Source organism: Vibrio sp. V43_P6S15P86, assembly GCF_009904725.1.
In the GTDB taxonomy this organism is placed as follows: domain Bacteria; phylum Pseudomonadota; class Gammaproteobacteria; order Enterobacterales; family Vibrionaceae; genus Vibrio; species Vibrio diabolicus.
The window spans coordinates 1-13,055 of record NZ_WXWT01000398.1 but is presented as its reverse complement, the minus strand read 5'-3'; the positions used below and the strand labels follow the sequence as shown (position 1 = coordinate 13,055).

At 45.1% G+C, this 13,055-nt stretch carries 11 protein-coding genes and 2 tRNA genes; all 13 read left to right on the top strand.

The features are described 5' to 3' along the window. Positions 1-1,285 (top strand): phosphoglucosamine mutase (gene glmM, locus CAG69_RS18065; RefSeq protein WP_161445488.1); only part of this gene is annotated, 1,285 nt, incomplete at its 5' end. A 221-nt stretch (positions 1,286-1,506) separates the two neighbouring features. Continuing rightward, a complete protein-coding gene (gene secG, locus CAG69_RS18060; RefSeq protein WP_161445486.1) occupies positions 1,507-1,845 on the top strand; it encodes a preprotein translocase subunit SecG in 339 nt (112 codons plus the stop codon). A 16-nt stretch (positions 1,846-1,861) separates the two neighbouring features. Continuing rightward, positions 1,862-1,945 (top strand) — tRNA-Leu (locus CAG69_RS18055). Positions 1,946-2,001: 56 nt separating this feature from the next. Beyond that, a tRNA-Met gene (locus CAG69_RS18050) sits at positions 2,002-2,078 on the top strand. A 225-nt stretch (positions 2,079-2,303) separates the two neighbouring features. Next, complete coding sequence (rimP, locus tag CAG69_RS18045) at positions 2,304-2,759, top strand: ribosome maturation factor RimP (protein ID WP_005394659.1); 456 nt, start codon at positions 2,304-2,306, stop codon at positions 2,757-2,759. A 36-nt stretch (positions 2,760-2,795) separates the two neighbouring features. Continuing rightward, positions 2,796-4,283, top strand: coding sequence for a transcription termination factor NusA (nusA, locus tag CAG69_RS18040; RefSeq protein WP_005380084.1), 1,488 nt, complete (start codon positions 2,796-2,798; stop codon positions 4,281-4,283). Positions 4,284-4,305: 22 nt separating this feature from the next. Beyond that, positions 4,306-7,014: a translation initiation factor IF-2 gene (gene infB, locus CAG69_RS18035; RefSeq protein ID WP_012841448.1), complete on the top strand. Its 2,709-nt coding sequence runs from the start codon at positions 4,306-4,308 to the stop codon at positions 7,012-7,014. A gap of 114 nt (positions 7,015-7,128) precedes the next feature. After that, a complete protein-coding gene (gene rbfA / locus CAG69_RS18030; RefSeq protein ID WP_005394657.1) occupies positions 7,129-7,524 on the top strand; it encodes a 30S ribosome-binding factor RbfA in 396 nt (131 codons plus the stop codon). Then, entirely contained in the window at positions 7,524-8,477 is a 954-nt protein-coding gene (gene truB / locus CAG69_RS18025) for a tRNA pseudouridine(55) synthase TruB (RefSeq protein ID WP_005394656.1), read from the top strand. The genes rbfA and truB overlap by 1 nt, the downstream gene beginning before the upstream one ends. Positions 8,478-8,618: 141 nt before the next feature. Further along, positions 8,619-8,888, top strand: coding sequence for a 30S ribosomal protein S15 (gene rpsO, locus CAG69_RS18020; RefSeq protein ID WP_005380094.1), 270 nt, complete (start codon positions 8,619-8,621; stop codon positions 8,886-8,888). A 292-nt stretch (positions 8,889-9,180) separates the two neighbouring features. Beyond that, positions 9,181-11,316, top strand: coding sequence for a polyribonucleotide nucleotidyltransferase (pnp, locus tag CAG69_RS18015; protein ID WP_005394655.1), 2,136 nt, complete (start codon positions 9,181-9,183; stop codon positions 11,314-11,316). Between the two features lie 179 nt (positions 11,317-11,495). After that, positions 11,496-12,416: a lipoprotein NlpI gene (gene nlpI / locus CAG69_RS18010; protein ID WP_161445483.1), complete on the top strand. Its 921-nt coding sequence runs from the start codon at positions 11,496-11,498 to the stop codon at positions 12,414-12,416. Positions 12,417-12,514: 98 nt separating this feature from the next. Beyond that, entirely contained in the window at positions 12,515-12,937 is a 423-nt protein-coding gene (locus CAG69_RS18005) for a MarR family winged helix-turn-helix transcriptional regulator (protein ID WP_005394653.1), read from the top strand. The last annotated feature ends 118 nt before the right edge of the window (positions 12,938-13,055 follow it).

The following is a 13,055-nucleotide window of genomic DNA, read 5'->3' as shown; positions in this document are numbered from 1 at the left end:
ATACCCAATCACTCCGGACTTTGTACTTAAGCTTGGCTGGGCTGCTGGTCGTGTACTAGCAAAACAAGGCACAAAGAAAGTTATTATAGGTAAAGATACGCGTATCTCCGGTTATATGCTTGAATCTGCATTAGAAGCAGGCCTTGCTGCAGCGGGACTTAAAGCAACATTTACTGGTCCAATGCCAACCCCAGCAGTGGCATATTTAACTCAAACTTTCCGCGCAGAGGCGGGGATTGTGATTTCTGCATCGCATAACCCATATTACGACAACGGCATTAAATTCTTTTCTTCTGAAGGTACTAAGCTACCTGACGATATCGAGTTGGCGATTGAAGCTGAGCTGGATAAAGACATTGAATGTGTTGAGTCTGCAGAACTTGGTAAAGCCACTCGTCTAAATGACGCTGCAGGCCGTTACATCGAATTCTGTAAGAGTACTTTCCCATCTGAATTGAGTCTTGCAAACTTTAAAATCGTGGTAGATTGTGCGCACGGTGCAACGTACCACATTGCTCCAAATGTCTTCAAAGAGCTTGGCGCAGAAGTTATTGCAATGGGCGTAGAGCCTAACGGCATCAACATTAATGAAGAAGTGGGCGCAACAGATGTTCGTGCGCTTCAAAAGCGTGTCGTTGAAGAGCAAGCGCACCTTGGTTTAGCATTTGATGGTGATGGTGACCGTATCATTATGGTCGATCACCTTGGCAACAAAGTCGATGGCGACCAAATCGCTTACATTATTGCTCGTGATGCTCTTCGTCGTGGCGAGCTAAAGGGTGGTGTCGTTGGTACGTTGATGACTAACTTGGGCATGGAAAATGGCTTAAAGCAGCTAGGCATTCCATTCGTACGTGCCGCTGTTGGTGACCGTTATGTAATGGAACAGCTGCTAGAAAAAGGCTGGAAAATTGGTGCTGAAAACTCAGGCCATGTGATCTTATTAGATAAAGTCACCACGGGCGATGCGATTGTTGCAGCACTGCAAGTGCTTGCTTCTGTAGTTGGCAGTGATATGTCTTTGCATGAGCTATCGCAAGGCATGACGTTGTATCCTCAGGTTCTAGAAAATGTCCGCTTTGCAGGGGAAAGTAATCCTCTTGAAGCCCAAGCAGTACTAAACGCCGTTGCCGAAGTAGAAGCGACGCTTGGTGATAAAGGACGTGTATTGCTGCGTAAATCTGGCACAGAGCCTTTGATTCGCGTTATGGTGGAAGGTGAGGATGGCGAGCTAGTTCAAAGCTCTGCACTGAAAATTGCCGAAGCTGTAAAAGCAAGTTGTTAATCATTGCGTTAAAGTGTGCAGTGAATGAAAAGGGCATCTTTTGCCCTTTTTTTGAGCGCTTAGCGCATTGGCATTGATTTTTTACTAATTTTCCCTTGTCAGCGTTACCGGCTTTCGCTAGTATTGCTCCGCCTCCCGTTAGGAGGTCGCTAGCCTTGTTCAATTATGATTTATTCTCTTGAACGGCGCTGGCTCAACAATTTGGAACATAGGTGGAAAAAATGTTTTCAGTTCTACTTGTGATTTACCTGTTGGCAGCGCTTGGTGTGATTGGCCTTGTGTTGATTCAACAAGGTAAAGGCGCAGATATGGGAGCCTCGTTCGGTGCTGGTGCTTCAAACACAGTGTTTGGTGCTGGCGGCTCAGGTAATTTCTTAACCCGAACAACTGCTATTTTAGCAACCGTATTCTTTATCGTTAGCTTGTTGCTTGGTCGTATGTCTACGCACCAGACTGAATCACAATGGGTAGACCCAACATTAGGTCAACCAGTTGTTGAACAAGTTAAGGATGCAGCGAGTGAAATTCCAGCCCCTGCGGGTGATGAAATTCCTCAATAAGCTGTAAGGTTTTGATGCCGAGATGGTGAAATTGGTAGACACGCTAGCATGAGGTGCTAGTGCCTTAGGTGTGAGGGTTCGAGTCCCTCTCTCGGCACCATGTATTTACAAACTTGTAAATCACTTGTTTGCGAGTATAATGCTCAGCAAGTCGGACGCGGGGTGGAGCAGCTTGGTAGCTCGTCGGGCTCATAACCCGAAGGTCGTCGGTTCAAATCCGGCCCCCGCAACCAATCTCTTTCTTTAAGAAGAAATCGTAGATTGGCAAGTTTGCGTAGTGCTAACCACACTACGAGTTAAGAGAAGCATTTGTTGGCTATTCTTAACGTATCAGGGTCCAGCAGCATAAAACCCCGACTATCGGGGTTTTTTGTTATCTGAGCTTTTTGAAATAGCTCAGAGACTGCTTGGTTTTTTGATTGGGCTCTGAGCCCTTTTTTTGTTTCTGGAGTGGTTAAATGACTGGTTTAGAAAGACAACTTACTGAAATGCTTGAAGCACCAGTAGAGGCATCAGGCTATGAGTTGGTTGGATTAGAATTCATTCGTGCAGGCGCGCACTCAACGTTACGCATCTACATTGACCATGAAAATGGTATTAACGTGGACGACTGTGCAGAAGTTAGCCACCAAGTTAGTGCGGTTTTAGACGTTGAAGATCCAATTTCTGTTGCTTACAGCCTAGAAGTGTCTTCTCCAGGTTTAGAAAGACCACTTTTTAAAGCAGCACATTACGAGCAATTTATTGGTCACGAGGTCAGCATCGTATTGAAAATGGCTGTAGCAAACCGTCGTAAGTGGAAAGGTATTATCCACGGCGTTGATGGCGAAACAGTGACAATTACTGTAGACGGTCAGCAAGAAGAGTTTGCTCTAAGTAACATTTCCAAAGCTAACCTGATCCCTAAATTTTAGTTCCCTAAAAAAGTTTAAGCTTAGAGGCTAAATACAATGAGTAAAGAAATTTTAGCGGTAGCAGAAGCGGTATCGAACGAAAAAGCGGTACCTCGTGAGCGTATCTTTGAGGCTCTTGAGATTGCTCTAGCAACTTCTACAAAGAAAAAATACGAAATCGAAATCGACGTACGTGTTGCCATTGACCGTAAAACTGGTGAGTTTGTGACTTACCGTCGTTGGTTAGTTGTTGATGATGTTGAGAACCCTACAAAAGAGATCTCACTAGAAGCAGCACAGTACGAAGATGACTCAATCGAGCTTGGCGACTACGTAGAAGACGAAATCGAATCAGTAACGTTTGACCGTATTACGACTCAAACGGCTAAGCAAGTTATCGTACAAAAAGTTCGTGAAGCTGAACGTGCACAAATCGTTGAGCAGTTCATCGACAATGAAGGTGATCTAATCACTGGCGTTGTGAAAAAAGTAAACCGCGACACAATCGTACTTGACCTTGGTAACAACGCTGAAGCGGTAATCCTACGTGATGACCAACTTCCTCGTGAAAACTTCCGTCCAGGCGACCGCGTTCGTGGTCTTCTTTACAAAGTCGCGCCAGAAGCACGTGGTTTCCAACTGTTCATCACTCGTTCTAAGCCTGAAATGCTGGCAGAACTGTTCCGTGTTGAAGTGCCTGAAATTGCTGAAGATATTATCGAGTTGAAAGGCGCGGCACGTGATCCTGGTTCTCGCGCTAAGATCGCTGTCAAAACAAATGACAAACGTATCGACCCTGTAGGTGCGTGTGTTGGTATGCGTGGTGCACGTGTACAAGCTGTTTCTGGCGAACTTGGTGGTGAGCGTATCGATATTGTGCTTTGGGATGATAACCCAGCTCAATTCGTTATCAACGCAATGGCGCCAGCTGATGTTGCTTCTATCATCGTTGATGAGGATGCACACTCAATGGACATCGCAGTTGAAGCTGACAACCTAGCGCAAGCTATCGGTCGTAACGGTCAAAACGTGCGTCTAGCATCTCAACTAACAGGTTGGGAACTGAATGTTATGACAGTCGCTGATCTTCAGAAGAAACACGCTGAAGAATCACAAGCATCTATTGAAAACTTCATGAAGTACCTAGATATTGAAGAAGACTTCGCTCAACTTCTTGTTGAAGAAGGTTTCTCAACGCTAGAAGAAATCGCATACGTGCCAGTTAACGAGCTACTAGAAATCGATGGTTTGAATGAAGAACTAATCGAAGAGCTTCGTGGACGTGCAAAAGATGCACTAACGACGATCGCACTAGCACAAGAAGAGTCTTTTGAAGGTCTAGAACCAGCTGAAGATCTGCTTGCACTTGAAGGTCTTGAGCGTGAGATGGCATTTAAATTGGCAGCGAAAGGTGTAGCGACACTGGAAGATCTTGCTGACCAAGGTATTGACGATTTAGAAGGTATCGAAGGCCTGACCGAAGAACGTGCAGGTGAGCTAATTATGGCCGCACGTAACATCTGTTGGTTCGGCGAAGAAGCATAATTTTCGGCAAGGAGGAAGCGGCATGACACAATTAACAGTTAAAGCACTGAGTGATGAGATTGGTACGCCAGTCGACCGCTTGATTGAACAACTTGCTGACGCTGGCATTAAAAAGGCGAGCTCTGACAATGTTACTGATGAAGAGAAGCAGAAGCTTCTCTCTCATCTAAAGAAAGAACACGGTGATAAATCAGGTGATTCAGAGCCGACTCGCCTTACGCTTCAGCGTAAAACTCGTAGTACACTTAGTGTGAACGCGGGTGGTGGCAAGAGTAAGAATGTTCAGGTTGAGGTGCGCAAAAAACGTACATACGTGAAGCGCAGCACAATTGAAGATGAAGCGAAACGTGAAGCAGAAGAAGCAGCACAACGTGAAGCAGAAGAAGCAGCAAAACGTGCAGCAGAAGAAGCTGCAAAACGTGAAGCTGAAGAAGCTGCAAAACGTGAAGCTGAAGAAGCTGCAAAACGTGAAGCGGAAGAAAAAGCGAAACGTGAAGCTGAAGAAAAAGCGAAGCGAGACGTAGATACGAATGCACAACGTAATGCTGAAGAAAAAGCAAAGCGTGATGCTGAAGAGAAAATTAAGCAAGAAGCAGCGCGAAAAGAGGCCGACGAGCTTAAACGTCGTCAGGAAGAAGAAGCTAAGCGTAAGGCTGAAGAGGAAAGTCAGCGCAAGCTTGAAGAAGCTCGCGAATTGGCTGAAAAGAATAAAGAGCGTTGGTCTGCTGCAGAAGAGAAAAAGGGTGATATGGAAGATACAGATTACCATGTAACGACTTCACAATACGCACGTGAAGCCGAAGATGAAGCAGATCGCAAAGTAGAGAGCGGTCGTCGTAAGAAGAAAAAAGCTTCAGGTAAAGACGACCAAGCTCGCGGTGGCCGTAACAACCAACGTGGCGGTAGAGGTCGTAAAGGCAAACTTGCTAAACCGACTTCAATGCAGCATGGCTTTGATAAGTCAGCAACGGTTGCTAAGCAAGACGTTGTAATTGGCGAAACGATCGTTCTATCAGAACTTGCTAACAAGATGTCGGTTAAAGCGACAGAAGTTATCAAAGTAATGATGAAGATGGGCGCTATGGCGACTATCAACCAAGTGATCGACCAAGAAACAGCACAACTTGTTGCTGAAGAAATGGGCCATAAAGTAGTTCTTCGTAAAGAAAACGAACTGGAAGAAGCGGTACTATCTGACCGTGACACTAACGCGGAAGCAGTTCCACGTGCTCCAGTTGTTACTATCATGGGTCACGTTGACCACGGTAAAACGTCAACACTTGACTACATCCGTCGCACACACGTTGCTTCTGGCGAAGCGGGTGGTATTACTCAGCACATTGGTGCGTACCACGTTGAAACAGACAACGGCATGATCACGTTCCTTGATACTCCTGGACACGCAGCGTTTACTGCAATGCGTGCTCGTGGTGCTCAAGCGACAGATATCGTTGTTCTTGTAGTTGCAGCAGACGATGGCGTAATGCCACAAACAGTAGAAGCGATTCAGCACGCGAAAGCGGCAGGCGTTCCTCTAATTGTTGCTGTGAACAAGATCGATAAAGAAGACGCGAACCCAGATAACGTTAAGAACGAGCTTGCTCAATACGACGTTATTCCTGAAGAGTGGGGCGGTGAGAACATGTTCGTTCACATCTCTGCTAAACAGGGTACAAATATCGATGGTCTTCTAGAAGCAATCCTTCTTCAGTCTGAAGTTCTTGAACTTACAGCTGTAGCTGAAGGCATGGCATCTGGTGTGGTTGTTGAATCTCGCCTAGATAAAGGTCGTGGTCCAGTTGCAACAGTACTTGTTCAATCAGGTACACTAAACAAAGGCGACATCGTTCTTTGTGGTCAAGAATACGGCCGTGTTCGTGCAATGCGTGATGAGCTAGGTAAAGAAATTACTTCGGCTGGCCCATCTATCCCTGTAGAGATCCTAGGTCTTTCAGGTGTACCATCTTCAGGTGATGAAGCAACAGTAGTTCGTGACGAGCGTAAAGCGCGTGAAGTAGCTAACTACCGTGCTGGTAAGTTCCGTGAAGTGAAACTTGCTCGTCAGCAGAAATCTAAACTAGAGAACATGTTCTCTAACATGACTGCTGGTGAAGTTGCTGAACTTAACGTTGTACTTAAAGCAGACGTTCAAGGTTCTGTAGAAGCAATCGCAGACTCACTAGTTAAGCTATCTACTGACGAAGTTAAAGTGAACATCGTTGGTTCTGGTGTTGGTGGTATTACGGAAACTGACGTAGTACTAGCGGAAGCTTCAAACGCAATCATCCTTGGCTTTAACGTTCGTGCAGATGCTTCTGCTCGCCGTGCTGTAGAAGCCGCAGCTGTTGACTTACGTTACTACTCAATCATTTACCAATTGATTGACGAAGTTAAACAGGCAATGGGCGGTATGCTTGCTCCAGAATTCAAGCAAGAGATCATTGGTCTTGCTGAAGTTCGTGACGTGTTTAAGTCACCGAAACTGGGCGCTATCGCTGGTTGTATGGTTACAGAAGGTGTGATCAAGCGTAACAACCCAATCCGTGTACTACGTGATAACGTTGTTATTTACGAAGGTGAACTAGAGTCACTACGTCGTTTCAAAGATGACGTTCAAGAAGTTAAGAATGGCTACGAATGTGGTATCGGCGTTAAGAACTACAATGATGTTCGCGTTGGTGACCAAATCGAAGTCTTCGAAATCGTTGAAATTAAACGTACTCTAGACTAATTGACTAAAATTACTAATATTGTCTTTGAAAGATAAGTAGTAATTGGTTGTTGAATACACCATGGGGGGCTGGCTTTGACCAACCCCCCATTCTTTCTATATAAGAGTAAAGATATGTCAAAAGAATTTAGCCGCACGCAGCGCGTTGCACAGCAGCTGCAAAAAGAACTAGCGATGATCCTTCAACGTGAAGTTCGTGACTCACGCCTTGGCATGGTAACGATCTCAGACGTAGAAGTTTCTCGTGACCTTGCTTACGCAAAAGTATTTGTAACCTTCCTATGTGTGGGTGAGCAAACACCAGAATCATGTCTAGCTGCACTACGTGAGCACGAAGTGCACATTCGCATGATGTTAGGTAAGCGCATTCGCCTACGTCTAACGCCAGAAATCCGCTTCCATTATGACAATACGCTTGTTGAAGGTATGCGTATGTCTAACCTAGTGTCTGAAGTGGTAAGCTCAGACAAGAAAAAGCAAAAAGACTCTGGTCGTGAGGACGAAGAATAATGGCTCGTCGTCGTAAAGGTCGTCCAATTAATGGCGTTATACTGTTGGACAAACCAACAGGCATCTCTTCCAATGATGCACTGCAAAAAGTAAAGCGAATCTACTTTGCTGAGAAAGCAGGCCACACTGGTGCCTTGGACCCATTAGCGACAGGCATGCTGCCAATTTGCTTGGGTGAAGCGACGAAGTTTTCTCAGTTTCTTCTAGATTCTGATAAACGCTACCGTGTGATCGCAAAGCTTGGTGAACGTACCAACACGTCTGACTCGGATGGTGAAGTCGTAGAGACACGTCCAATCGATGTTACGTTAGACAAGCTAGAAGCGTGCATTGAGAAGTTCCGTGGCGAATCTGATCAAGTACCTTCCATGTTTTCAGCGTTGAAATATCAAGGGAAACCCTTGTATGAATACGCTCGCAAAGGCATCGAAGTTCCGCGTGAATCTCGTAAGATCACGGTATACGAAATCGTGCTACATCGTTTTGAAGGCGATGAAGTCGAGATGGAAGTGCATTGCTCAAAAGGCACCTACATTCGTACCATCGTGGATGACCTAGGCGAAATGTTAGGTTGTGGTGCGCACGTAACTATGCTTCGACGCACTGGCGTTGCGAAATACCCTTACGAGAAGATGGTGACACTTGAGCAACTGAATGAGTTACTAGAGCAAGCACACCGTGAAGAACGCGCTCCTCGAGAACTACTGGACCCATTGCTGTTACCAATGGATACTGCGGTAGAAGACTTACCAGAAGTCAACTTAGTGCCTGAACTGGCGGATATGGTTCAGCATGGGCAACCTGTTCAAGTATTTGGTGCGCCTACCGAAGGCTCACTTCGCCTTACCATGGGTGAAGAGCGTTTGTTTATTGGCGTTGGCGAAATGAACGAAGATGGCAAAATCGCTCCTAAGCGATTGGTTGTGTTCCGAGATGACGTCGCATCCAAGTAAATGATTGAAAATACCGACCTGAGTGTCGGTATTTTTATATTGCACGAGATAGGAAATTTCCCTATAATCCGCGCTTCGCGTAGCGGCTGAATCAGAGATTGGCTGCTACAACTTTAAACCTACTCTTATTAGGAGAGAATTATGTCTCTGAATGCAGAAACTAAAGCAGCAATCGTTGCAGAATACGCACAAGGCGAAGGCGACACTGGTTCACCAGAAGTTCAAGTAGCTCTACTTACAGCTTCTATCAACCACCTACAAGGTCACTTCAAAGCGCACAAAGGCGATCACCACAGCCGTCGTGGTCTTCTACGCATGGTTTCTCGTCGTCGTAAGCTTCTAGATTACCTAAAAGGTAAAAACCTAGCTCGCTACCAAGACCTAATCAAACGTCTAGGCCTACGTCGCTAATCAGCGACTGCATAGCAGTTTGTCTAAAAAGGGGCTTTATGCCCCTTTTTTGTTGCCTAAATTTAGCCAAATTAGACTTATGCCGTTATAATACTGGCGGCTAAACCTCGTAAGAGGTTTTCTCAAAAGCTCATAGCATTACAGTCAACCACGTCGACCAAAAGGTCGCGACTATTCAAAAGGAATTTCCGAGTTTCTTTTTACTAGTCGCGATTCGTAATGCCTTGAGTGTCAATTAACACATCTAAGATTTCTTTTAGCACTAAAGGAAGATTAGAAACAAGGAATAACAATGTTCGAAAAACCAGTTGTTAAAACGTTCCAGTATGGTAACCACACAGTTACTTTAGAAACTGGCGTTATTGCACGTCAAGCTACAGCAGCAGTTATGGTCACAATGGATGATACGTCTGTATTCGTATCTGTTGTAGGTAAAAAAGAAGCCGTTGCAGGTCAAGACTTCTTCCCACTAACGGTTAACTACCAAGAGCGTACTTACGCTGCAGGTAAAATCCCAGGCGGCTTCTTCAAGCGTGAAGGTCGTCCTTCTGAAGGCGAAACGCTAACAGCTCGTCTAATCGACCGTCCAATCCGTCCGCTATTCCCAGACGCGTTTAAAAACGAAGTTCAGGTTATCGCGACAGTAATGTCTGTAAACCCAGATGTTCAGCCAGATATCGTTACAATGATCGGTACTTCTGCTGCTCTTGCTATCTCTGGCATTCCATTCAACGGCCCTATCGGTGCGGCGCGTGTTGGTCATATCGATGGTCAGCTTGTACTTAACCCTAGCCAAACTGAACTAGAAACTTCTAAGCTTGATCTTGTTGTTGCTGGTACAGAATCAGCCGTACTGATGGTTGAGTCAGAAGCGGACAACCTAACTGAAGAAGAAATGCTAGCAGCGGTTGTTTACGGTCATGACCAACAACAAGTTGCTATCAAAGCTATCAACGAATTCAAAGCAGAAGTGGCAACTCCTGCTTGGGATTGGGTTGCTCCTGAAGAAAACACAGCGCTTAAAGATAAGATTGCTGAGCTAGCAGAAGCGAAGCTTGTTGAGGCTTACAAAATCACTGAGAAGATGGCTCGTTACGACCGTATCAATGAGATCGCTGCGGAAGTAAATGAAGTTCTTCTTGCTGAAGATCCTGAAGCGGATACAAAAGAAATCCACACTATCTTCCATGATCTAGAGAAAACAGTTGTACGTCGTAGCATTATCGCGGGTAACCCTCGTATTGATGGCCGTGAAAAAGACATGGTTCGTGCACTAGATGTACGCACTGGTGTTCTTCCTCGCACACACGGTAGCGCACTATTCACTCGTGGTGAAACTCAGGCTATCGTGACGGCAACTCTAGGTACTCAGCGTGATGCTCAAATCATTGATGAGCTAACAGGCGAGCGTAAAGATCACTTCCTACTACACTACAACTTCCCTCCATACTGTGTAGGTGAGACTGGTTTTGTAGGTTCTCCTAAGCGTCGTGAAATCGGCCACGGTAAACTGGCTAAACGCGGTATCGCAGCAGTAATGCCATCAGTAGATGAGTTCCCATACACAGTACGTGTTGTATCGGAAATCACTGAATCTAACGGTTCATCTTCAATGGCTTCTGTATGTGGTACGTCTCTTGCACTTATGGACGCAGGTGTGCCAATCAAGTCTTCTGTTGCGGGTATCGCAATGGGCCTTGTTAAAGAAGGCGACGACTTCGTTGTTCTTTCTGACATCCTTGGTGACGAAGACCATCTAGGCGATATGGACTTTAAAGTAGCAGGTACTAACACTGGTATCACTGCTCTTCAAATGGACATCAAGATCGAAGGCATCACTAAAGAAATCATGCAAATTGCGCTTAACCAAGCTCAAGGTGCACGTAAGCACATCCTATCTGTAATGGATGAAGCAATCTCTGGTGCTCGTGAAGACATCTCTGAATTTGCTCCTCGTATTCACACGATGAAGATCAGTGCAGAGAAGATCAAAGACGTTATCGGTAAAGGTGGTGCAGTTATCCGTGCTCTAACTGAAGAGACTGGTACAACTATCGAAATCGAAGACGACGGTACTATCAAGATTGCTGCAACTGAAGGCACTGCTGCGAAAGAAGCTATCCGCCGTATCGAAGAGATCACTGCTGAAGTTGAAGTTGGCCGTATCTACACGGGTAAAGTTGCACGTCTAGCTGACTTCGGTGCATTCGTAACGGTTCTTCCAGGCAAAGATGGTCTGGTACACATTTCTCAAATCGCAGAAAAACGTGTTGAGAAAGTGTCTGACTACCTAGCTGAAGGCCAAGAAGTTCAAGTTAAAGTTCTTGAAATCGACCGCCAAGGCCGTGTACGTCTAAGCATGAAAGAAGCGGTAGAAAAGCCAGCTGAAGAAGCTGCTGCTGAAGCACCAGCTGCGAAAGACGAGTAAGACAAAATGAGACTTTCAGCCTTTTATTAGATTAAGGGCCTGAAAGCATGTTATAAAAGGGGAGCATTTTCGCTCCCCTTTTTTTGGTTTATTACGACGCATTAACCTCAAACGAGGTTATCGCCTATATTGCATTAAGAGAAATAAATTTTGAGCGGTCCAAACAGGAGTATCAATTAGTGAAATGGTTTCAAACCGCAAGTTTATGTGTTGCTATCGCGCTGACCGGTTGTGCAAATACTTCTCAGCAATCAGCACAAAAGTGGCTATATCCACCGATGGCGGTGCCACTTCAGCCTAGCGTTCAACAAGAAGTACAAATCGCGCGTTTATCGCAGTTGCTACAACGTCCTGATCTCAGTGATGAAGTACGCGCTAAAATGCATTATGAGCGCGGTAGCTACTACGATAGCGTTGGTTTGCGTGATCTTGCCCGTTTGGACTTTAACCAGTCTTTGCAGTTGAATCCTGCTCAACCGGATATCTTCAATCTTTTGGGGGTGTATTTCACCCAAGTGGGGGAGTTTGACGCGGCTTATGAAGCGTTTGACTCGACCATAGAGTTGGCTCCGGATAATACCTATGCTGAGCGCAACCGTGCGATTGCACTGTATTATGGTGGCCGAATCGATCTCGCTTTAGAAGATATGATCAAGCACTATCAAGAAATGCCAACGGATCCTTTTCGTTCATTATGGCTGTACATCATCGAAGCTGAGCAAAATCCAGAGCAAGCAAAAGCCAATCTTCAACAGCGTTATTTACGAGATCGTAGTGAAGAGTGGGGATGGGTTCTTGTTGCTATCATGCTACGAGACGTCTCGGACGAAGACGCTCTTAAAGCTATTATGGATGGAACGAGAGAGAACTATCGCCTAGCTGAACGATTGACGGAAACGTATTTCTACCTTGGAAAGCGTAATCAGCTTGAAGGTGACATCGCAAGTGCCATCTCACTTTATAAGCTCGCGATTTCGTTCAATGTTTATGATTATGTTGAGCACCGGTATTCCTTCTTGGAACTGGCACAAATCTACGATCAATTACAGCAAGACAGATTAGCCAAGCTAAAGGCCGCTAAGAAGCAGGAAATTGAATGATTTAGAGCCGCTCGATGAGAGCGGCTTTTTTATGATTGAACTTGATGAGTGACTCATTTAAAATAGTTAGCCTTGCTAACTAAGTGGTGGTGGATTTTATGGCACTAGAAGAAAGCTTGATTGATTTAGAGCGTTTTTGCGCCAAAGCTTGGCGTGTTTATGCCAAAGAAGATCCGTTATCACATCTAAGCTTTAATGAGTTCGATTATTTACGTGTGATTCAGGTTTACCCTGAGGGTGTACGAATAACCGATCTTGCAGAAGAGTTGCAAGTGACTAAGCCTTCCGCATCGACAATGGTTGTTCGTTTGGAAAAAAAGGGTTTGGTGAAACGCATCGCATGTAATGAGGATGCCCGTGCTAAGCGTGTATTGCTGACAGAAGAAGTCGCAGAAAAAATGTCTTTGGAGCAGGTGGTTTACAAAGATATCTCTGAACAAATGATGCAACAATTAAATCAGCAAGAAGCTGAGCAGTTACAAGCTTTACTGAATAAAGCATTGAGCAATAAGTCATTTTAAACTAAACCAAAGGCCTCCGCTGTCCGCGTTAGCCTTTGGTGTTTCATTTTTCTTTTATTTAATTTAACCATTTAGTTAGCCTTGCTAATTAAATGGTTAGCTTTGCTAACTACTGGTG

What these genes read in the sequence shown, in the direction of transcription:
- infB (WP_012841448.1), top strand. Translation starts at nt 4,306, where the DNA reads ATGACACAATTAACAGTTAAAGCACTGAGTGATGAGATTGGTACGCCA.
- secG (WP_161445486.1), top strand. Translation starts at nt 1,507, where the DNA reads ATGTTTTCAGTTCTACTTGTGATTTACCTGTTGGCAGCGCTTGGTGTG.
- rpsO (WP_005380094.1), top strand. Translation starts at nt 8,619, where the DNA reads ATGTCTCTGAATGCAGAAACTAAAGCAGCAATCGTTGCAGAATACGCA.
- pnp (WP_005394655.1), top strand. Translation starts at nt 9,181, where the DNA reads ATGTTCGAAAAACCAGTTGTTAAAACGTTCCAGTATGGTAACCACACA.
- rimP (WP_005394659.1), top strand. Translation starts at nt 2,304, where the DNA reads ATGACTGGTTTAGAAAGACAACTTACTGAAATGCTTGAAGCACCAGTA.
- rbfA (WP_005394657.1), top strand. Translation starts at nt 7,129, where the DNA reads ATGTCAAAAGAATTTAGCCGCACGCAGCGCGTTGCACAGCAGCTGCAA.
- CAG69_RS18005 (WP_005394653.1), top strand. Translation starts at nt 12,515, where the DNA reads ATGGCACTAGAAGAAAGCTTGATTGATTTAGAGCGTTTTTGCGCCAAA.
- truB (WP_005394656.1), top strand. Translation starts at nt 7,524, where the DNA reads ATGGCTCGTCGTCGTAAAGGTCGTCCAATTAATGGCGTTATACTGTTG.
- nusA (WP_005380084.1), top strand. Translation starts at nt 2,796, where the DNA reads ATGAGTAAAGAAATTTTAGCGGTAGCAGAAGCGGTATCGAACGAAAAA.